We start from the raw sequence: 21,744 nt of genomic DNA, 5'->3' as shown, positions 1-21,744 counted from the left end.
CCCAAAAGTGGCATGGGCGAGGCGATTCGGCATCAGGAGAGGCTCATGCGTTTTGTAGACCGCGATGAGGTAGCGAGACGTTTGACTTACGAAGTCTGCATTCCAATCGTTCGCGATGCGATGATCGCGTTTTCGTGCGGCGAGACAAAGCAGCTGCTGCGCTCCATTATGTCGTTGTCGGAAGGGCGCTTATTCGGAGTCATGCCCGGCGCGATGGGAGCACATGCTCCGTTCGGCGCAAAGCTGATCAGCGTGTTTCACGGAAATTTTTCGAAAGGAATCCAGTCTCACCAGGGAGTGGTCGTCCTGTTCGATCCCGAGAGCGGCGCGCCGGTCTGCATTGTTCACGCCGGGGAAATCACCGCGATTCGCACCGCAGCTGCGAGCGCAGTCGCGACGGATGTGCTGGCACGCAAGGACGCGCGCCGAATGGCGCTGCTCGGCTATGGTGAACAGGCGCAAACGCACGCGCGCGCAATCAGCAAAGTTCGAAAGATCGAAACGATTACTGTCTGGGGACGATCAGCCGAGCGTGCGCGAGCCTTCGCCGAGAGCATGCAAGCAGAGCTGCGAGTTCCCGCCAGAGCGGCTGCCGACGTGCGCGACGCGGTCGCGGAGGCGGACATTATTTGTACTGTAACGTCCGCGCCGGAGCCGATCCTGAAAGGTGCATGGGTCCGGCCGGGAACGCACGTGAATGTAGTTGGCTCGAGCTACGCCGGTCCCGCGGAGATCGACCACGATCTCGTCGTGCGGTCGCGCTTCATCGTCGACAGCCGTGAAGGCGTGCTCGCGCAGGGCGCCGAATTCCTTCGTGCCAAAGCCGCAGGACTGATCGGAGACGATCACATCGCCGGCGAAATCGGCGAAGTCCTCGCAGGAAGAGTCGAAGGGAGACGGTCGGCCGACGAGATCACGATTTACAAGTCGCTCGGGCATGTGGTGCAGGACCTGGCGAGCGCTTGGGCGCTGTACTCGAACGATGATTCGGTGGCATAGAAATCCTTAGCGAACTATCTACATCTCTGTCGCGACATTTACTTGAAAACGTGAACGCCTGCGCTAAAGTTCTGGCGTAAATTCCTACCGCGGAGAGTTCTTCCCCATGCGCTCTCCTATCGTTGCCTGTGTTGTCCTCGTATTTGGCGCTTGCTTAACTTTCGCCCAGTACTCCAGTCCACAATTGCACAACGGCACGACCTTCGTGGCTTTTGTCGATCATTCGATCCGAGCTTCGCACGCGAAGCCAGGAGACCCGGTCGCTCTCAGGGTTGCCCAGGCATTTCTATTGAACGGCGAAGTTGTTCCTAAAGGCGCAAAGATCAAGGGACATGTAGTGGTCGCACGGAGAGTAGACAAGAAAGCGAAGTTGGGTTCTTTGCTTTCTGTAGTGGCGGATACGATTTCATGGAAGAAGCGCTCGGTCAGGATCTCAGGTTGGATTGTCGGCTTCGGTTCAATCAAGTTCTCGACGCCGGATTCGCGTCAGAGCGCGGCAATGGGACTCAGTCGGAAGATGATGGAGAAAATGAGGGCGACAGCGGACCGAACAAATCCAAAGTACAATATGCCGATTGTTCCGGAAGTTTTCACCACGTTTGAGACTGATGCAGGCAATACGACGTACGATTCCGCACGATTCGTTCGCGACCTCAAGTTGTTACGCAGGCCTGAAAAGAGTATTGGAACGATGCTGGTACACGACGACGGGGATATTTATCTCCCGAGAGATTTACTGGTACTTTTGGAAGAGATCGACACCGGCAATTCGGCGTCAGATCAAGAACCGCAGTCTGGCAGTTGAATCGTGAAGAGCATAATCCCTCCTTCTGTATCGTTTAACCCTTCCAGAGGAATCCCACTCCCGCGATCAACAGTGTCGCTTCAATAATCCAGACGAAGACTTTTTCGGGCAGGCGGGCCACGATCCGCTTGCCGAGATACGAGCCCAGGATCATCACCGGGCCAATGCTGAGTCCCGCGAGGACGGCGTGTGCGGGAAGAATCGATGACTCGTGGTAGGCGATCAGTTTGAAGACGTGCATTACCACCGTCGACATGGCTTCGGTGCCAATGTACGCGTTTTTGACCAGGCCGTAGGCCAGGAAGAATGGCGCCATGACGGGGCCGACACTTCCCAGCAGCGCGGAGAGGAAACTGGCGCCGGCACCGATTAAGGAGAAGCTCCAAACGGGCGGCTTTGTGGTGGTCTGCGGCCGAACGTGCCGCCAGATGACCACTAATATAAGGAAGAGCCCGAGCAGGCGGCTGAGCAACGGTATCGGTGCCCGGGCGAAGAGTATGCCCCCGATCAGTGCCAGGGGAATTCCGCCGACCGCAAACCAGCCGACCACCTGCCAGTCGAGTTCCCGGCGGTTGAACCAGACGCGGCTGGCATTGCCGATCAACTGGGCGACCGTCAGGATCGGGATGGCTTCTCGCATTCCGAAAGTGGCCACCAGGATAGGTAGCAGCACGGCGGCTCCGCCAAAACCGGAGACAGCGGCCAGGGTCGAGGCCACCAGCGCGACACCGGCGATTGCCAGGATGTGAACGATATCAGGCAAAAGGTGATCTTCTTTGGTTCAGCGTACCAACGCGTCAGATTGCTTCCCGCAACTCGGGATAGAATTAAGATGATCGCTCAATATCCAGCGCTTCGAAAGAAGCAGAAGATCAATAGATGTATAAGCTCCGTCGATTTCGCCGCGAGACGGCCGCGGCTTCGCTCAGGATGAAATAGCAGGCATGCTCGGTGTTCGTACGCGAAGATAAGGTCTCACCGATTCGGTTAACGGCGATCCAGTACGGGATACTGGCGCTGTTTCTGCTGTTGTTGTTCGGTTTCTGGCGCTTGCAGATCATGGCGAACAAGCGCTACGAAGAGTTGGCGCAGCAGAACCGCATCAAGGAAGTTCCCATTCTTGCTCCTCGCGGCAAACTCCTTGACCGCGAAGGACGCATTATCGTCGACAACTATCCTTCATTCTCCGCGATCCTGTTGCGCAACCAGGGAAAAATCCCCGAAGCCAATCTCGACGCTATTGCCGCGGGGCTTCATCTTGATCCTGCCGAACTTCGGCTGCGCATTAAGCGCATGGCCTGGAAACCGGGCTACGAGCCGATTTTCCTGAAGTCCGACATCACACCGGATGAACTCGCTTTCATCGAAGCGCACCGCAACGAGTACCCCGAGCTCGACACCATCACCGTTCATCGGCGTCTTTATCCGAAGAACGGCTTCATGGCCCACCTCATCGGTTACGTCGGCGAAGTCAGCGATGACATGCTGAACTCGCCGCGATTCGAGGTCTACAACCCGGGCGATATCGTCGGAATTTCGGGTGTCGAGGCCGAATACAACGACATCTTGATGGGACAGAACGGCTCGCGGCGCGTACTGGTGAACAGCCGGGGAAAAGAAGTCGGCGAGTTGAGCGAGAAGCCGGCGATACCGGGCAAATCGCTGAAGCTGACGATCGACCTCGATATCCAGATCGCTGCGGAGGAGGCGCTGGGTGACAAGAACGGCGCCATCGTAGCGATGGACCCGAAAACCGGCGAGATACTCGCGATGGTCAGCCGGCCAACCTTCGACCCTAACGATTTCGCGGTGAGGATTTCGAGCAAGGAATGGAGTCAGCTGGTCAACGATCCCAACAAGCCGCTGCTGAATAAGGCGATCCAGGCCCAACTTGCGCCGGGTTCCGTCTTCAAGATCATCATGTCAGTTGCGGGTTGGCAGGAGGGGGTTGCGCAGGACATGCACGTACACTGCAGCGGCGGCGCGGTGTTCTACGGGAGACGTTTCGCTTGCTGGGTAAAAGGCGGACATGGTGAGGTCGATCTCACCAAGGCGATCTACCAGTCCTGTGACGTTTTCTTCTACACGCTCGCTGAAAAGCTGGGAATCGATCGCATTGCGAAGTATGCGACCATGCTGGGGCTCGGGCATAAGACGGGGATCGATCTTCCGAACGAAGCCAGCGGTGTGATGCCCAGCGAAGAGTGGAAGATCAAGAACTTCAAGCAGAAGTGGTTCGCGGGCGAGACGATTTCGGTGGGCATCGGGCAGGGTGCGGTTGCGACGACACCGGTCCAGTTGATGCGCGCGATCGCAGCGATTGCCATGGATGGACGGATGGTAGTGCCGCACGTCGCAAATCCGACCGATCTTCCGCAGCGCTACATCGAGGCGAATCACTACAACGACATCAAGAACGTCTCCATCGATCCGAACGGCTGGAACGTCATCACCGACGCCATGAGCCGGGTGCTGTTGCCCGAAGGCACCGCTCCTTCGGCACATATCCCCGGGATTGATATCGCGGGCAAGACGGGTTCGGCGCAGACGATTTCGAACGCAATGAAGGCGAAGATCGCCAACAAAGCCGAGTTCAAGGACAACGGCTGGTTCGTTGGCTTCACGCCAAGACGTGATCCGAACATAATCGTGGCGGTGCTTACCGAGGGCGGCGAACACGGCTACCTGGCCGCGCGTGTCGCGACGCAAGTCATCAAGGCCTACGTAGAGAAGCAGCGCAAACTGGAGCAACCACAAGGGCAGCAGAACGTGGCGCAAACAAACGCTGGAGGGAACTCAGCGCAGGCCAAGCCCACTGCCGAAGTGAACGGCATCTGGACAGATGGCAACCAGGACAAGTTGAATTCCGGCAAGTTCCAGGTAGCACTGGATGAGAAGCCGAAACCGGCGGCGCAGGCTGCACCCGGGATGGAGAACGTTCCAGCAGGTCAAGAACAGAAGAAGCCGAAGCTGGCCGAGCAGAACAAGCCGGCGGGTGAAACGTCCACAGCCACGAAAACAGAGCAGGATGCCGCAAAGCCGAAACCTGCAAATCAGCCAGGCGCTGCCTCCAAAGTAGGTGAGGCTCCTACGCCGAAGAAATCAGAGGCGCCAACGCCGCCCAAACCATCGGAGCCGGAGCGCTAAATGGCACGGTACGTACGTTTCCGCGATTTTGACTGGGTGCTGCTGGTCTTCGTTCTCCTCATCTGTGCGCTCGGCATCGTCGAGATTTACTCGGCGACTCGCAACACGAAGTTCGACAACGCCGACCTGCAGGTTAAGCAGATCTACTGGATCATTGGCGGCGTGATCCTGATGTTCCTGATCAGCCTGGTGAACTACCAGACGCTCCTCGAAAACGTTCACTGGATGTATGGGCTATCGATCGTTTCTTTGCTGGCCGTGCTTGTGTTTGGCCGGCGGTACCTGGGCGCAAAGCGCTGGATCGCAATGCCGGGGGGATGGCATTTTCAGCCATCGGAATGGGTCAAACTCGTTCTAATCCTGACGATGGCGAAATACTTCGCCGAATACCACGACCGTGAACTGCCGTTCAGAGAACTGGTCAAGGCCGGAGCCATTGTCGCCGTCCCGATGCTCATGGTGTTGAAACAGCCTGACCTTGGAACATCGCTGACCTATTTACCGATCGCCGTAATGGCCCTGTTCCTCGGTGGCATGAAGATGAAACATGTGCTCGTGATGGTCCTGGTTGCGGGCATCATGATGCCGATTGCCATTCACTTCCTGAAGCCCTACCAGAGGGACCGCCTGACCGCGTTCGTTGAGCCAGAGGCAGATGCGAAAGGCTCCGGCTACCAGGTCATCCAATCGCTCGTGGCTGTCGGTTCTGGGGGACTTTGGGGGAAGGGAACCGCCAAGGGTACCCAAACGCAGGGGCAGTTCCTGCCGGTGACCCACACCGACTTCATCATGGCGGCATGGTCGGAGGAGCACGGGTTCGTGGGCGCTACCGTGGTGTTACTGTTATACTTCCTAGTGCTGATGCGTCTGATCCATAATGCCCAGACGGCACCGGATCGCGCCGGCACGTTCGTGGTGATGGGTGTCGTGGCGGTACTCACATTCCATGTTCTGGTGAACGTGGGAATGGTGGTAGGATTCATGCCCGTTACCGGAATTCCTTTGCCGCTGATGAGTTACGGCGGCTCGTCGATACTGTTCATGTTCCTGGCCCTGGGAATTGTGATGAACGTCAGGATGCGCAGGTTCGTGAACTAGCAACCGATTTCCACTCCGGACAAGCTCCCCTTGACGGAGAAATGTGATAGGGTTGCTGCAACAGGGTGAAGATGCGCCGAGGGCGCTCACCCAGCAAGCTTGAAGAATCGGGCCTGGTGATTACGAGTGTGACGTGCACCGGTCCCTAGGGGAAACAAGATTACGATCGCTCTCGCGAAAGAGAGCACGCCGGCCGAAAGGGATAGGGCCGGACAGAATTGAAGAAGCGCGCTGAGCCCGGAGCAGGTAACGGCCCCATCACCCGGCGGTGAGAGAGCGGTCACAAACTCCGAGCAGCAGCCCGAAAAACCGGTGCAAAAGATTCCCGACATTGCGATGTCAAAGGCACACGAGAAATTCCGTGTGCATGCGCCGTTCTGCAGTTAGAACGGTCCACCGAGCTTCAAAACTGACCACTCTTCTCCCACCCAGTCGGCATTTGCCCGTGTTATCTGCCTGACCCCTGCGCGGGTTCATCACAGGTCGCGGGCGCCGGAGAAAGAACAAATGAATAAGGAACTGTACGTTTCCAGTACGCCACACGAAACCAAGGTGGCGTTGGTGGAAGACGATCAGCTCGCCGAAGTGTATTTCGAGCGGGAAAACGAGTACACCCTCGCAGGGTCCATCTACAAAGGTCGGGTAACGCGCGTGCTGCCGGGAATGCAATCCGCATTCGTGGATATTGGCCTGGAGCGTGATGCCTTCCTGTACGTCTCCGACTTCCTCGAACTCGAGGAAGAAGACGAGGAACTTGGGCAGGTTCAGCTTCAGCCTCACCTGATCGATCCCAATAAGCTTGGACCGCAACTGTCAGCGGAAGCCGAAGTAGAAGAGCTTGTCGAGGCCGAGGACGAAGGCGACGAAGAGAGCGCCGAGGCTGCCGAAGGCGGGCAGCAGGATGAGAGCGGGTCGCGCAAGTGGCGCGGACGGCGTCGCCGTCGCGGGCGCCGCGGCGGACGCGAGCGAAGCCGCAACGGCGAAAGCAATGGCAACGAGACCGTCGAGGCCTCGGAGGCGGAGCCAGGACCAGAACAACAAGAAGAATCCGTGGAACGGGATGTCACACCGCCAGCACCGGTTCCTGCTCCGGAAGCGACTTACGAGCGGATACTGCTGCCCGGCGAATCAATCGCTCGCTACCAGGGTGGCGGAACCGAAGCCCCTGCGGAGTCTCAGCCGAGCGAAGAGCGTCCGGAACGCGACTCTCGTTATGAGCGGGGAGATCGCGGCGGACGGTTCGGTCGTCGTGGAGGACGTCGGGACCGCTTCGAGCGTCGCGAGCGCCGCGAAGAAGAGCCCTACGCGCTTCCCGCGGATTACCAGCCCATCGTCCTTCCGGGCGAATCGATCTCGAAGTATCGAGACCCGCGGCCCCCGCGGCCCGCGGCCGAAGATGCCTCCGGGACACAAGCGTCAGAAGTAAACGAATTCCTTGCATCCACTGACGCGCAGCCTGCGAATACCGTCGAGGCGAATATCGAGGAGACAGCAGGACCGGAGACCGCTCGCATAATGGAAGCCGAGCGCGAATCTGGCACGCTTGAACTGTCCCGTCAGGTGCGAGAGGAAGAGCGGGACGAGGAAGAGCGGTTCGAGAGCATGAACGTCGCTGCCGTTTTCGGCGGCGATGCGGTTGAAGAAGATACCCCTCAGCACGAGGACACCCATCGCTTCTCCGACGAGACTCCCATGCGACATGAGCACGAGACGACTTCGGCAGAAGTGCCCTCCGGCGATTGGCGCGACAAGTTCGCCGAACAGGAACAGCCGACCGAGGCGGCTTCCAGCGAGACTCCCGACGAAGCTCGCGAGGAGTCCATCGTTGAAACTGAAACCCGACATGAGCCCGATCAGGAAGCCGGCAGCTACGTGATCGAGGGCGATAACGTCGAACACGAAGAGATCGACGAAGATGAAGCAGAGATCGGGACCTACGAAGAGGAATTCGACCACTATCACCCGAACGAGATTGAAGAGGAGACTCTCGATGCGCAAGGCGGTCGCGTAAATGGCGCCGAAGTCCTGGGCGATGCTGTGCGAGAAAGCGACGAAGAAGCCCTTCTCGAAGAAGAAGAGTACGAGTTCAATGGCGACGGCGAGGCATCCGAGGGGGACGAGTTCGAAGAATCGGAGATGCTCGTCGCGGAAGACGAACAGGAGAATCCCGAAGAGGGACACGCCGGACTGCGGGCCCCGGCGGGAACGGCCGGCTATCAGCAACGGTCCGAGCGCACCGAGCGTCCCGGTTACGAGCGCCGTGGCGGAGATCGAGGCAGAGGGCGGCGTGGATTCCGGCGCGGCGGAATGCGTCCGCGGCGCGAGTTCCGTCCTGCACCGGCCATCAGCGACCTGCTGAAGGAAGGGCAGGAAGTTCTCATCCAGATCGCCAAGGAGCCGATCGGCAAAAAGGGCGCGCGCATCACGAGTCACATCGCGCTCCCCGGCCGGTTCCTGGTTTACATGCCTACCGTGAACCACATCGGCGTCTCCCGAAAGATCAACTCCGACGAGGAACGCCAGCGCCTGAAGCGCATCGTTGCCAGCGAGCGCGAGAACGGCCACGGCGGATTCATCGTTCGGACTGCGGCTGCCGCGGTGCGAGAAGAAGAACTCCGCGCGGATATCCGTTTCCTGAAGCACCTCTGGTCGGAGATACGCACGCGGGCCGAAAACAGCAAATCCCCGTCGCTTATCTATCACGACCTCAACCTGGTCGAGCGCGTGCTACGCGACCAGGTCACCAGCGATTTCTCGCAGATATGGGTGGACACCCAGGAAGAGTACGAGCGCGTGGTGCGCTTTGCCAGCCGGTTCCAGCCGGGCCTGCTGAAGCGCATTAAGCTCTATTCGAAGTCGACTCCACTCTACGAACAGTTCGGCATCCAGGACGAGATCAACAAGAGCCTGAAGTCGAAGGTATGGCTGAAATCCGGCGGCTACATCGTTATTAACCAGACCGAGGCGCTGGTCGCAATCGATATCAACACGGGCAAGTACGTCGGAAAGACGGCACGCCTGGAAGACACGATCGTGAAGACCAATTGCGACGCCATCAAGGAAATCGTGCGGCAAATCCGTTTGCGCGATCTCGGTGGCATCATCGTCATCGACTTCATCGACATGGACGAGCGCAAGAACCGCCAGAGGGTCATGCAGACGCTTGAAGAAGAGCTGAAGTACGACCGCGCCCCGTCGAAGGTCCTGCAGTTCAACGACTTCGGCCTGGTGGCGATCACACGCAAGCGGGTCAAGCAGTCCCTTGAGCGCACCCTTGGAACGCCGTGCCCGTACTGCACCGCGACCGGCTTCGTGAAGTCGCCGATCACGGTGGCAAACGAGATCTTCGTAGAGATGAAGAAAGTCCGAAAGCAGGTCGAAAAGGACGACGTCATTCTGCGTGTGAACCCCGAGGTCGCCAAGGAACTGAAGACTGCGAACGGCAAACGCATCCAGGAACTGGAGGAGTTGGTCGGACGTCCGGTGCTGGTGAAGAGCGATGCGCAGTTGCACCAGGAGCAGTTCGATATCAACTTCTAGTTACCGGGTATCAGGGACCGGCGCTGGTGAAAAGTTGAACTCTATGACGGCCGGGATTCAAGTCCCGGCCGTTGCAATTTTCGGGAAGTTACCTTCGGTTTTGGGTGGTACTTAAGTTGCAACGGACAGACTATCCCATTCATAATAAATAGGTTACCACGAGGACTCGTACTCTGGTGGCCGCACCGGTACAAGGGCCGGAAGGACGAGGCCAGAGATGCGATGACCCGAATCATTTCGGCACATTAGCCTGGTTAAAAGGTAAGAAACTGCCAGACAATACCTAGAAAACTCGGAATAGGACCAAAGGTCCACTACCTTCGCTACCCTGAAGCCCCAAACACGAACCGTCTGCATTACTACCACTATCCGTTGTGGTAAGTTCCTCTTAGTTCCACTACAACTTGCAGAGTTACGGTAGTACAACACCCAAAGTTACGGCAAAAACTGGCATAAAACCCGGAAAACACCCGAAGTTTCCGTTGACACAACCGGAGTTGATGCCGGATAGTCAGCCTGCATTCGCTACACAACTTCCCCCCTTGAGCGGGTCTTGAGCCCGCAGGTGGTCTGACCGACGCCGTTGGGACCCCATGGTCGGCCACTACTTCTGTGGAAAGGGCTGAGAAACGTTATGGCCGATTCGCCTGAAGTCATGAATATTCGCCAGGCTTCCGAGTACCTGGGGATCAGTCCGGACACGCTTTACAAATACGTGTACGAGGAAAAGATCCCGGCATTCAAGCTTGGCAATCGCTGGAAATTCAAGAAGACCATCCTGGACACCTGGATGGAGCAGAAGAGCACGCTGGGTGAGGGGAAGGCCAAGAAGAGACCCAAGGCCGCAGGGGCGGCACGGTAAAGGCGGAGCGCAAATGTTTGGATTGGGTGGATCAAAGACGATCGTCGGCTTGGATATAGGTTCCAGCAGCATCAAGCTGGTGGAATTGAAGAAAGGCCGTGGTGGAATCACGGTCACGAACATGGGCATGGAGCCGCTGGCGTCCGACATCGTGGTCGACTCCATGATCGTCGACAGTGGCAGCGTCGCGAGTGCGATCACGAAGCTGTTCACGGAGCACAACATCAAGGCGAAGGCGGTTGCAACCTCAGTGAGCGGTCATTCGGTCATCGTGAAGCCGAACGTGAAGATGCCGGCTATGAGCGACGGCGAGCTGGGAGACGTGATCCAGCAGGAAGCGGCGCAGTACATTCCGTTCGACATCGCCGACGTAAACATCGATTTCCAGATCCTGAACGAAGAGTCGATGGGCCCCCAGATGGACGTTCTGCTCGTGGCCGTCAAGAAAGACAAGATCCTGAATTACACGAACGTTCTCTCGCTGGCGGGCAAGGCTCCGGCGGTTGTGGACATCGACGCCTTCGCTCTCCAGAACTGTTACGACTACAACTACGAGCCAGCGCCGAATTCGACGGTCGCGCTGCTGAACCTGGGCGCGAGCGTGATGAATATCAACATCGTCAAGGGTTCGACCCCTTTGTTCACACGCGATGTCAGCGTGGGCGGACACCAGTACACGGACTCCCTGCAGAAGGAACTGGACCTGAGCTTCGACGACGCCGAGTCGCTGAAACTGGGGCACAAGGTCGGCACGGTCAGCGAAGACGCCAAGCTGCCGATTTTGCAGCAGGTGACCGAAATCATCGTGCTGGAGATCCAGAAGACGTTCGACTTCTTCCGCGCCACCGCCGCGGGCGAGCACATCGAGCGGATCTATCTTGCCGGTGGGTCGTCGAAGGTGCCGGGCCTGATTGAAGCCTTGCGGCAGGAGTTCTCGCTGCCGGTGGAAGTGCTGAATCCTTTCCAGAAAATCGAGCCTCCGGTGGGGCCGGGAGCCGATCTGGTGGAACAGAACGCGGCGCAGTTGGCCGTTGCCGTGGGATTGGCCCTGAGGAGTTTTGAAGACCTATGATCCGGATCAACCTGCTGGGTACACCAAGACAGAAGAAGGGCAAGCGTGGCGGCGCGGTTCCGGTAGCGTTGCCAAGCGAAGGCCCCTCGCCGCTGATCGTCCTGCTGGTGGTGGGCGTGTTGGCTGCGGCCGGGAACTACTTCTACTACCATTCGCTCAATGCAACGCACGACAAGCTTCAGGCGGATTTGCAGTCAGCGGACGCGCAGATCAAAACGCTGTCTGCCGTGAAGACGGCTTACCTCGAAAAGCAGAAGCAGCACGAGGCGCTGAAGGCGCGGTTTGATGTCATTGACCAGCTTCGTGCCAACCAGTCGGGTCCGGTGGTGCTGTTGAACGCGATCAGCACCTCGGTAAGCGACAGCGACGCAGTCTGGCTCAGCACAATGCACGATGACGGGCCGAGCGTGACGATCGAAGGCATCGCGCTGAGCAATGTCTCCCTGGCGAACCTGATGGAGAACCTGAAGAAGACAGGCCAGTTCAAGACGGTAGAGATGAAGCAGTCGATCCAGGAAGAGATTTCGAAGGGCATTCAGACGTTCAGTTTCACGCTGGTCTGTGAGCGTCAGAACAAGAAAGCATAGCGGGGACGGTTATGGCCAAGTGGAGTGAAATGTCGTGGAAGGGACAGGCGGCAGTCATGATTGTGGTCGCCTTATGCCTGACCGTGGTGCTTTATTTCGTGCCCGGCGGATATAAGAGCATTGCCGACAGCAATGAAGACGCCGCCAAGAGCCTGGCGAGCAAGCGCGCGGAAATTGCCCAGTTACAGCCATACCAGGGCAAATTGGCCGAGTTGAACGCCGCAATCGACGGACTGAAGCAGCAGTTGGAACTGCAGAAGCGCATCGTTCCGGAAGAGAAGGAAGTCGAGGGCTTCATCAAGGTGCTTCAGGCCGAAGCTTCCCAGTCGAATATCGAGATCCGTCGTTACGAGGCCAAGCCGGTCGAGACGAAGGAGTATTACTCGCAGGCGCCGTTCGCCATCGATATCGACGGCCCGTATTACGCGGTGCTCGATTTCTTCCGGCGGGTGGGCAAGATGGAACGCATCATCAACATCTCCGACCTGAAGATGGCTTCGGTAACCAAACCGAGCGGCGCGGGAGTGAAAAAGACGTATCACTACGAACCGAACGAAAGCGTAGTCGCCAGTTGTGTTGCGACTACTTTCTACAGTCATGCGAGCACTCCGCCACCGGCGAAGGGCGCGAAGAAGAAGCGATAGGGGACTGCGAATGAAGCTTACGAAGAGTCTTCTAATAGTCACGATGCTGGCGGGTGTTGCATTCGCGCAGGCGCCTGCGACGAAGAATGCGGTGGCAGCGCAGGTGAAGAAAGCCACTGCACCCGCGAAACCGGCTGCTGCGGCAGCTAAGCCGACGATGCCGGCGAGTAGGCCCGAGCACGTGGCGGCCAGGGCGCAAAGGACGACGAAACACGCGGCCAAGGCTTATCACGTGACCAGGAAAGCGGTTCCGTCGCAGACAAAGAAGGAAGAGAAGCCAACTGCTGGCAACTCGGAAACCGCGGACAACATTGCCCCCGAAGTAAAGCGCGGACGCGATCCTTTCGTGAGCATCATCCAGATGCGCACCGGGAATATCTCCTGCACGGGCCCGGGCAAGAAGTGCCTGATGCCGGACCAGATTATGCTGCGCGGCGTCGTCCGTTCTCAGGACGAATCCATTGCTGTGGTTTCCAGCACCGCGAACAAGACTTATTTCCTGCGGGAAAACGATCCTGTCTATAACGGCGTCGTCGTGAAGATCACACCGGACTCGATCGTTTTCCGTGAAAGCGTGACGGACCGCCTGGGAAAGACGGTTCAGCGCGAGGTAGTCAAGAAGGTTAACAATCCCGCCGCTTAATGGATGTTGGCGGATATGTGTTGCTGGCAATATCGCATTAAAGAGTTCTAACGCAGTACCCAGGTGCGGTTCACCGGTTTCGGTTGTGGTAGGCGCAACAGGGCCGGGAAGGATTTCTTCAAGGCGATTCGACGCATAGGGCGCGAGATCGCACACGGTGTGGGGCGGGGCTCCCGCCGTGAGGAGAACAACGATGAGGCTAAAGCAACTGCTGGGTGTATTCGCGCTGGTGGCGATTCTGTGCACGGTCACGGTGGCAGCCAGTTCGCAATTGATGAACGTGAGCACGGCGGCCAAGGGCAATTCGACAATTGTCACTGTGCATGCGAATGGCTCCTTTACGCACAACGAGTACCGTCCCGCCGACAACTTATTGCTGGTGGACATGACGGGCATCTCGCCTGGGAAACTTCAGGACAAGGAGCAGGACCTGAATCTTCCCGGTGTGAAGTCGTACCGCGTTCTCAGCTATAAGGGAGCGAGCGGCACCGAGGTCACGCGACTCGAGATTGCGCTGGCGGACGCGAATGACGTCCAGGTCACGGAGACCAAGGGTGGATTAATGCTCCGTGTCAGCGGGAAAGGAGAAACTCCGGTCGCAGCCGCGGTAGCGCCTGCGAAACCCGCGCCTGTTGCTCCGAAGGTTGAACGCGCCGCCGTCGCACCGGCTGCTAAGCCGACCGCCGCGAAACCGGCTACATCCAACGTACCTGAAGACATGGCCAGCATTCGCAAGATCGCCGTAACGCATGGCGCTTCGGGACTGGAAGTTCAGATTCATGGCGCGACTTCGGCCAAGGCGATGACGCTCACCAATCCCGACCGCGTCGTCCTCGACTTTGAGAATTCCATTCCAGCGGTTCACACAAGAAACATCCTGGTGAACTCGCCGGAGTTGAAGGACATCCGCGTCGGACAGTTCCAGAATGATCCGCCAGTCACGCGTGTTGTGCTCGACATGAAGTCCGCCCAGGAATTCGACCTCGTTCCCGGCAACGGCATGTTGACCGTGAAGTTCCACGGCGCCGCAACCGCTAATCAACCGGCTCCGGCCAAGCCCGAGAACGTGAAGCAGCCTGACCCGGCTCCGGCGAAACCCGCCGTGATGCAGGCGGTTGCGAATAATTCGACCCCCGCGTATGCCATGCCGGTTTCCAGTACTCCGGCACCAGCCGCGAAAGTTGTTGCAGCGAACCCGATGCCGGCCAACGCCGCTGAAGTGAAACCTGCAGTTGCCGCTCAGGCGCAGCCTGCGGTTTTCGTTGAAGCGAAAGCGAGCGAGCCGACAGCTCCTGCGACCAGCCCGGAGCCCGATCCGAGTGTGCGCGCTGCTGACGCGGCGTCCACGATCGCAAAAGCAAACCACGCCGATGAGAGCCCTATGCCGGCTGCGAGTGCCGCTCTGGGTCCGAAACCGGCCGTCAATCTGGCCCTTGAGCAGAAGCAAGAACAAGCGATGGCGAAAAAGCCTGCTGGCCCGCGCTACACCGGCGAGCCGATTTCAGTGAACTTGAAGGATGTCGATCTGAAAGACTTCTTCCGCCTCATTCACGACATCAGCGGATTGAACGTCGTTCTGGATCCCAACGTTCACGGGAGCCTGACCCTGGTGCTTGATGACGTGCCATGGGACCAGGCGCTCGATATCGTTCTCAAGAACAATGGTCTTGACCGCCAGTTGCAGGGAAATGTGCTGCGAATTGCGACCATCGACACCATGCGTCGTGAAGCGGAAGCACGTCGCGCACAGGCGGAAGCCGAAGCCCTGGCCGTTGATAAGGAGACGGTCACACGGTTCCTCAGCTACGCGCATTCCAAGGACGTCGTTCCGACCATCAAGAAGTTCCTCTCGGCCCGCGGTGAAGTGATCGCCGACGACCGCACCAACGCACTGATCATCTCGGACATTCCGAGCGTGATCCCGCAGATCGATCGCTTGCTTGCCCAGTTGGATCGTAAGACCCAGGAAGTCGAGATTGAAGCCCGAGTGGTCGCGGCGACCCGCAACTTCGCGCGCGACATCGGTATGCAACTCGGCCTTGGATGGGGCAATGGCGTCAGCGCCGCCGGCGGCATACTCAGCAGCAACAGCCCCATCACGAACAACGTTCCAACCGCGCCGATGTACATTCAATCTCCAGGCGGTGGGGGAAACATTCCGTTATTCTCAAACCTGGGAGTGGCGAAACCCACGAGCGCGCTCGGCTTCACGAATGCAACCAACAACTACCGTATCGACGCCGTTCTGAGCATGGCGGAGAGCAAGGGACTTGCAAAGATCCTGTCACGTCCTCGCGTGGTGACGCAGAACAACGTCACCGCCGTGGTGAAGCAGGGCTTCAAGATCCCGGTCGTCACGCAGGCGCAATTGGGTGGCCCGAGCACCACGACTTACATCGACGCCGTCCTCCGGTTGACGGTGACCCCGCAGATCACGGCTGAGGGCACCATCTTCCTCGCGGTGGACGTGGAGAACACGACCCCCGATCAGTCGTTGGCGGTTGGCGGCCAACCTGCACTGTTAACGCAACAGGCGACCACGCAGGTACTGGTCACCGACGGCGGCACGGTCATCATCGGTGGCGTCATTCAGACCCAGAACTCGGTTCAGACTGATCAAATTCCGCTCCTGGGCGACATCCCGGTGCTGGGCAATCTGTTCAAGCACAGAACGGTCAACACGAAAACCCAGGAGTTGATCTTCTTCATCACTCCGAAGATCGTTCAGACATAACGGCTCCAGGCATCTCCTCTTTGCACCCGGAACTCGAAAGAGTTCCGGTTTTTATTTTCGCGACATTTACAATCAACAGCATGGATTACTCTGGCCGCATTGCACAGCTTAGGCTCGCGATGCAAAAGGCGCGCTGCGACGCCCTGCTCGTCACCCATCTTCCGAATGTTCGGTATCTCTGCGGATTCACCGGTAGCGCGGGCGTCCTCTTACTGTCATCGAGAAGCTTCTTCTTCACCGACGGACGCTATGCCGAGCAGGCCGCCAAAGAGGTGGTTGGGGCAAAGGTCGTCATCACCAAGAGTCCCGCACTTACCGCCGCAGCTAAACAGGCAGGCCGAATGAAACGGGGCCATCTCGGCATCGAGGCTGATCATTTGAGCGTCACCGCGGCCGAGGCCGTTGCAGACGCGTTGCCCAAGGGCGTTCGTCTGGCTTCGACGCGCAGCATTGTCGAACAACTGCGAATGATCAAGGAACCGGTCGAAATCGAACTCCTCCGCGCGGCGATTGATCTGGGTTGTGAACTCCTGCCGGTCGCGCAGAAAGCGATCCGCCCTGGTGGCAAGGAAGTTGAGGTTGCGGCGAAGCTTGAATTCGCGGCGCGTAAAGCTGGAGCGCAGGCGATGTCCTTCGAAACCATCGTCGCCGCTGGTCCAAGGTCGGCGCTGCCCCACGGCGTGGCGAGCGAGGCGCCTATCCCGGCTAACGGATTCGTGGTCTTGGACTACGGTGTTATACTGCATGGTTATTGCTCGGACATGACCCGCACTGTGCACGTTGGTCGGGCGGATCAGGAAGAGCGCGATCTGTACCGGGCGGTGCTGGACGCTCAGTTGGCGGCCATCGCAGCCTGTCTCCCGGGTGCGAAACTGACCGAGGTCGATTCGGCGGCCCGGGACGTCCTGAAACAGGCGAAGTTGGACAAGTTTTTTACGCATTCAACGGGGCACGGGGTGGGGTTGGAGATTCACGAGCTTCCACGCGTCGCCCAAGGGCAAAAGGAAATTCTGCGGCCCGGCATGGTCATCACCATTGAGCCGGGAATTTACCAGGCGGGCAAGCGCGGTATCCGCATCGAGGACGTAGTTGCTATAACCGAGACCGGCTACGATCTGCTGACGTCCGCCAGAAAAGAACTGATCGAAATCTGAAGGCGCCCAAGGAGAGTATTCCGGCGGCGATTCCCCCAAAATGAATTCAAAAGAAATCAAAGAACTTGTTGAATTCCTGATCGAGAAGGACGTTACGGAGTTCGAGTTGGAACGCGGTGACGTCAAAATGCGGATCAAGCGCGGCCAGCAGGTGCAAGTCGTCCAAGCACCGGTTGCGCCAATGATGGCCGCTCCAGTTATGGCTCCAGCCGTCGCTGCCATGGCAGCGCCGGCAGCACCCGCGGCGAGCCCGGTTGCGACACCTGGTCCTTCTGCCCCGGCGACGCCCGCCGAGGAAGAGGGACTGCATCACGTCAAGTCGCCGATCGTGGGCACGTTCTACGAGGCACCTTCGCCGGGTGCGCCGCCATTCGTCAAGCCGGGCGACCACGTTGCTGCCGGTCAAGTATTGTGCATCGTGGAAGCGATGAAGCTGATGAACGAGATCGAGTCGGATGTCGCCGGCGAAGTTGTGAAAGCGCTGGTCGCGAATGGACAACCAGTTGAGTATGGGCAGCCGCTCTTCGCGGTAAGACCGAAGTAAACGGCAAGGGAAAACAGCAAAGCCGCGGAATGGTCCGCGGCGAAGTCTATCAATGTTCAAGAAAATTCTAATTGCTAATCGCGGAGAGATTGCGCTCCGCGTCATTTGTGCCTGCAAGGAACTGGGCATCCGGGCGGTCGCCATTTATAGCGAAGCAGATCGCAATTCGCTCCACGTCCGCTTTGCCGACGAGGCGATTTGCATCGGGCCGCCGCGCCCGAGCGACAGTTACCTTAATATTCCGGCCGTCATCAGCGCCGCCGAAATCGCCAACGTCGACGCCATTCACCCCGGCTACGGCCTGCTGAGTGAAAACGCCAATTTCGCCGAAGTTTGCGAGACCTGCGGCATCAAGTTCATCGGCCCGCCGCCGGACGTAATCCGCATGATGGGTGAAAAAGAAAAGGCCCGCATGGCGATGAAGAAGGCCGGCGTGCCCATCCTGCCGGGCTCCGAAGGCGTCATCGGCGGCGAAGACGAAGCCTTGGAATGGGCGAAGTCGGTCGGCTATCCCGTCATCGTGAAGGCTTCAGCCGGCGGCGGCGGTCGCGGCATGAGGGTGATTCGTGCGCCAGAAGAGTTGCCGAACCTCTTTCGGGCCGCCCAGACTGAAGCCGCGAATGCCTTCGGCAACGGCGATCTCTACATGGAGAAGTTCATCGAGACGCCGCGCCACATCGAGTTCCAGATCCTTGCCGATGCCCATGGCAATGTCGTCAGTCTCGGGGAGCGCGAATGCAGCATCCAGCGCCGCCATCAAAAACTCATCGAAGAAGCACCCTCGGTAATGGTCACCCCCGAACTTCGTGCAGAAATCGGCGGCATCCTGCAAAAGACGATGTCGGCGATCGGTTACGTGAACGCGGGCACCGTCGAGTTCCTGATGGACGAGAACCGCAAGCTCAACTTCATCGAGATGAACACGCGCATTCAGGTGGAGCACCCGGTCACAGAGATGACCACGGACGTCGACCTGGTGAAGAGCCAGATTATGATCGCCGCCGGCGAGAAGTTGAGTTCTGTATTACACGGTCCAATCCTTTCCCGCGGCCACGCCATCGAGTGCCGTATCAACGCCGAGCATCCCGAAAAGTTCACGCCTTCCGCGGGCAAGATCAATACATACAATATCCCCGGCGGAACCGGCATCCGCGTCGATACCGCCCAATATGCAGAAGGTGTCGTGCCGCCCTACTACGACTCGCTGATCGCAAAACTGGTGGCGCGCGGACGCGACCGCGCCGAGGCGATTTCGCGCATGCAGCGGGCGCTCGACATGTTTATTGTCGAAGGCATTTACACGACGATTCCTCTGCACCGGCGCATCATGGCCGATCCCGATTTCCGTGCCGGTAGGTTCGATACCAAGTTCATGGAACGCTTCCTGAACAAAGCAGCGGAATCGAAGGCCGGGAAATAGAAAGATTAGTATCCGTGCCCCACGTCTGCCGTAGTGAGCAGACGTGGGTCTTCTCGGAAAAATGACCGATCGTCCTCTCCATTTGCCTCGGCTTTACGCGATCATCGATACCGGTTTGCTCGCGGACCGAACTTCTCCGGACCAACTAACCACAGCCATTTGCGATTTTGCCCTCGAACTCGCTTCCTCTGGCGTCACTCTCTTTCAATACCGCGCCAAGAATATGAGTTCCCGGGACATGCTCTCGCATGCACGAGAGCTGCGGCGCGTCCTCGGTCCAGATCGAACCCTCTTCATGAATGACCGCGCCGATCTCTGCCTCGCCGCAGGCTTCGACGGCGTTCATCTTGGCCAGGAAGACCTTTCCCCGGAAGGCGCCCGCGCTGTCCTTGGAAACCATTGCTGGATCGGGGTTTCCACGCACAATGCCGATCAGGCAAGGCTGGCCGCCATGGGTCCCGCGGATTACATCGCAATCGGCCCCGTATTCACGACTTCTACCAAGGAAAACCCTGACCCGGTCGTCGGGTTAGAAGGTGTCAGGGCCGCTCGAGCGCTCACGTCAAAACCGCTGGTCGCGATTGGCGGCATCACTCGGGCAAATGCCCGGTCCGTAATCGACGCCGGCGCCGATTCGGTGGCGGTTATTGGCGATCTGTTGCATGATCCGGCACACGCATCCGAGCAATTTCTCCGGCTTTTGGTGTAAAGTCTTTGCACTTATTTTGTTGGTGAGAAGGGTTCCGGATTCTCAGTGAAACAATGTTGACAGGAATTGCCGGTCCTGCACTCAACCTCGTAGTTGCGGCTTCGCCCGTGATGACGGCGTAGAGAGCGAAGCCACCAAACTGCCCCAAGGAGGACTGTGAGCCAGTCCGCAACCGTCCAGAACGTCAAGGGTGTCGATCAACAAGACTCTGAATTCGTAAAAGGCATGGGCCTGACCAGCGCCACCATGCTCGTCATGGGCTCCATGATCGGCTCGGGAATCTATATCGTCTCAGCCGAAATCGCTCGCGAGGTGCAATCGCCGGCCCTGCTGATTGGAGCCTGGGTCATCACCGGCATCATGACCATCATCGGCGGCCTTGCATATGGCGAACTCTCGGCAATGATGCCGAAGGCCGGTGGGCAGTACATCTTTCTTCGCGAATCTCTCGGCCCCTTGTGGGGCTTCCTCTATGGCTGGACTTATTTCCTCGTAATCCAGTGTGGCACCATCGCGGCAGTGGGCGTGGCCATGGGCAAGTTCCTCGGCGTCTTCTTCCCGTCGATTGCCTCGGAGCATTGGCTGACCTTCCATTACAAGATGCCGGCAATTCTGATCGGCCCCATGGTGTTCGGCAACATGGACGTGGGGCTGAACACCCAAAACCTGGTCGCGATCGTCACAATTGTCCTCCTCTCCCTTGTTAACGTTTACGGAGTAAAGACCGGGGCGTTCGTGCAGGACGTATTCACTTTCGCCAAGACGGCCGCCCTCATCGGACTCATCTTCCTTGGATATTTCCTGGGGCGAAACGCCATCGCCCTGGCGGCGAACTTCGGACATAACTTCTGGCAGAACGCAGGCTTGGGTTCTCTTCACACGATCCCGGTAGGCCTCGCTGGGACCACCGCAACAGTCGGGGTATTCACCATCCTCGCCGTGGCGCAGGTCGGATCGCTGTTTTCAGCTGACGCCTGGAACAGCGTGACCTTTACCGCCGCGGAGGTGAAGAACCCGCACCGTAATCTGCCCCTCGCGTTGGCGATCGGAACTGGAACGGTCATCCTGCTCTATATCTTCGCCAACGTGATCTACCTCTGCGCGCTGCCCCTGTTCGGCGACCCCCATGGGACGACGGTGTTGTCTCGCGGCATTCAGTACGCCTCCGAGGACCGGGTGGCCACGGCTGTGGCCCAGCAGATGTTTGGGGAGATAGGCGCTTCGCTGATTGCGATCGCAATACTCGTTTCCACCTTTGGGTGCAATAACGGCCTGATCCTATCCGGCGCACGCTGCTATTACGCCATGGCTCGCGACGGATTGTTCTTCAAGCCCGTCGGAAAACTGCATCCAAAATACAAGACGCCCCACATATCACTGGCCGTACAGGCAGGTTGGGCCTGTGTCCTTTGCCTCAGCGGTAGCTACGGGCAATTGCTGGATTACACGATGTTCGCGACGGTGCTGTTCTATATTTTGACCCTGGGCGGATTGTTTGTTCTTCGCCGTACCCGGCCGGACGCACCGCGACCCTATAAGGCTTTCGGATATCCGTATTTGCCTGCCATTTACATTTTGATGGCGGTCTTCATTGATGTAGTCTGGTTGCGCTATAAACCCCAATACACTTGGCCGGGCCTGATTATTGTCCTACTCGGGATACCTGTGTACTTCTGGTGGTCCCGGGGCGCACAGGCGCAACAAGCCAGGCAGACGTAACCTGCGTGTGCGCGCCGAGTAGATATTGAAGATGTGCCGCCCGGCGAGGGCCGGCGACTTAAGGAGA

17 protein-coding genes are annotated in these 21,744 nt (G+C 58.4%); 16 read left to right on the top strand and 1 reads right to left on the bottom strand.

All coding sequences use genetic code 11. From position 1 onward, the window contains the following. Positions 1–45: 45 nt before the first annotated feature. A complete protein-coding gene (locus ROO76_21865; GenBank protein MDT8070817.1) occupies positions 46–999 on the top strand; it encodes an ornithine cyclodeaminase family protein in 954 nt (317 codons plus the stop codon). Between the two features lie 106 nt (positions 1,000–1,105). Further along, positions 1,106–1,804, top strand: coding sequence for a hypothetical protein (locus tag ROO76_21860; protein MDT8070816.1), 699 nt, complete (start codon positions 1,106–1,108; stop codon positions 1,802–1,804). 34 nt (positions 1,805–1,838) lie between these two features. Here the strand turns inward: ROO76_21860 and ROO76_21855 are convergent, their stop codons facing one another. Next, positions 1,839–2,567, bottom strand: a complete 729-nt coding sequence (locus ROO76_21855) for a sulfite exporter TauE/SafE family protein (protein ID MDT8070815.1) — start codon at positions 2,565–2,567, stop codon at positions 1,839–1,841. 188 nt (positions 2,568–2,755) lie between these two features. Between ROO76_21855 and mrdA the strand changes: the two genes are divergently transcribed. From mrdA to ROO76_21785, 14 genes are all read left to right on the top strand, one after another. Beyond that, on the top strand, positions 2,756–4,951 hold the full coding sequence (mrdA, locus tag ROO76_21850) for a penicillin-binding protein 2 (GenBank protein MDT8070814.1): 2,196 nt from the start codon (positions 2,756–2,758) through the stop codon (positions 4,949–4,951). Further along, positions 4,952–6,049 (top strand): rod shape-determining protein RodA, encoded by a 1,098-nt coding sequence (rodA, locus tag ROO76_21845; GenBank protein ID MDT8070813.1) that lies wholly within the window; start codon positions 4,952–4,954, stop codon positions 6,047–6,049. It abuts the gene before it with no gap. Positions 6,050–6,556: 507 nt separating this feature from the next. Further along, entirely contained in the window at positions 6,557–9,589 is a 3,033-nt protein-coding gene (locus ROO76_21840; GenBank protein ID MDT8070812.1) for an Rne/Rng family ribonuclease, read from the top strand. A 634-nt stretch (positions 9,590–10,223) separates the two neighbouring features. Next, positions 10,224–10,451 (top strand): helix-turn-helix domain-containing protein, encoded by a 228-nt coding sequence (locus ROO76_21835; protein ID MDT8070811.1) that lies wholly within the window; start codon positions 10,224–10,226, stop codon positions 10,449–10,451. A gap of 13 nt (positions 10,452–10,464) precedes the next feature. Further along, the gene (pilM, locus tag ROO76_21830) at positions 10,465–11,523 is read left to right on the top strand and encodes a type IV pilus assembly protein PilM (protein MDT8070810.1); all 1,059 of its coding nucleotides are present in this window, start codon (positions 10,465–10,467) and stop codon (positions 11,521–11,523) included. Then, positions 11,520–12,110 carry a PilN domain-containing protein gene (locus ROO76_21825; protein MDT8070809.1) on the top strand — a complete coding sequence of 197 codons (591 nt, stop codon included), beginning with the start codon at positions 11,520–11,522 and terminating at the stop codon, positions 12,108–12,110. The genes pilM and ROO76_21825 overlap by 4 nt, the downstream gene beginning before the upstream one ends. An 11-nt stretch (positions 12,111–12,121) precedes the next feature. Beyond that, positions 12,122–12,754, top strand: a complete 633-nt coding sequence (gene pilO, locus ROO76_21820; protein MDT8070808.1) for a type 4a pilus biogenesis protein PilO — start codon at positions 12,122–12,124, stop codon at positions 12,752–12,754. Positions 12,755–12,764: 10 nt separating this feature from the next. Then, positions 12,765–13,397: a hypothetical protein gene (locus ROO76_21815; protein ID MDT8070807.1), complete on the top strand. Its 633-nt coding sequence runs from the start codon at positions 12,765–12,767 to the stop codon at positions 13,395–13,397. A gap of 193 nt (positions 13,398–13,590) precedes the next feature. Continuing rightward, on the top strand, positions 13,591–16,131 hold the full coding sequence (pilQ, locus tag ROO76_21810; GenBank protein MDT8070806.1) for a type IV pilus secretin PilQ: 2,541 nt from the start codon (positions 13,591–13,593) through the stop codon (positions 16,129–16,131). Positions 16,132–16,211: 80 nt separating this feature from the next. Continuing rightward, positions 16,212–17,285, top strand: coding sequence for a Xaa-Pro peptidase family protein (locus tag ROO76_21805; GenBank protein ID MDT8070805.1), 1,074 nt, complete (start codon positions 16,212–16,214; stop codon positions 17,283–17,285). 40 nt (positions 17,286–17,325) lie between these two features. Continuing rightward, entirely contained in the window at positions 17,326–17,829 is a 504-nt protein-coding gene (gene accB, locus ROO76_21800; GenBank protein MDT8070804.1) for an acetyl-CoA carboxylase biotin carboxyl carrier protein, read from the top strand. Positions 17,830–17,881: 52 nt separating this feature from the next. Further along, positions 17,882–19,249: an acetyl-CoA carboxylase biotin carboxylase subunit gene (gene accC, locus ROO76_21795; protein MDT8070803.1), complete on the top strand. Its 1,368-nt coding sequence runs from the start codon at positions 17,882–17,884 to the stop codon at positions 19,247–19,249. A 61-nt stretch (positions 19,250–19,310) separates the two neighbouring features. Next, the gene (thiE, locus tag ROO76_21790) at positions 19,311–19,958 is read left to right on the top strand and encodes a thiamine phosphate synthase (protein MDT8070802.1); all 648 of its coding nucleotides are present in this window, start codon (positions 19,311–19,313) and stop codon (positions 19,956–19,958) included. A gap of 225 nt (positions 19,959–20,183) precedes the next feature. Further along, positions 20,184–21,677, top strand: coding sequence for an amino acid permease (locus ROO76_21785; protein ID MDT8070801.1), 1,494 nt, complete (start codon positions 20,184–20,186; stop codon positions 21,675–21,677). Positions 21,678–21,744: the final 67 nt, after the last annotated feature.

Source organism: Terriglobia bacterium (assembly GCA_032252755.1).
Classification (GTDB): Bacteria; Acidobacteriota; Terriglobia; order Terriglobales; family Acidobacteriaceae; genus JAVUPY01.
Note: the sequence above shows the minus strand (reverse complement) of the source record. Positions and strands in the feature narration are given on the sequence as shown.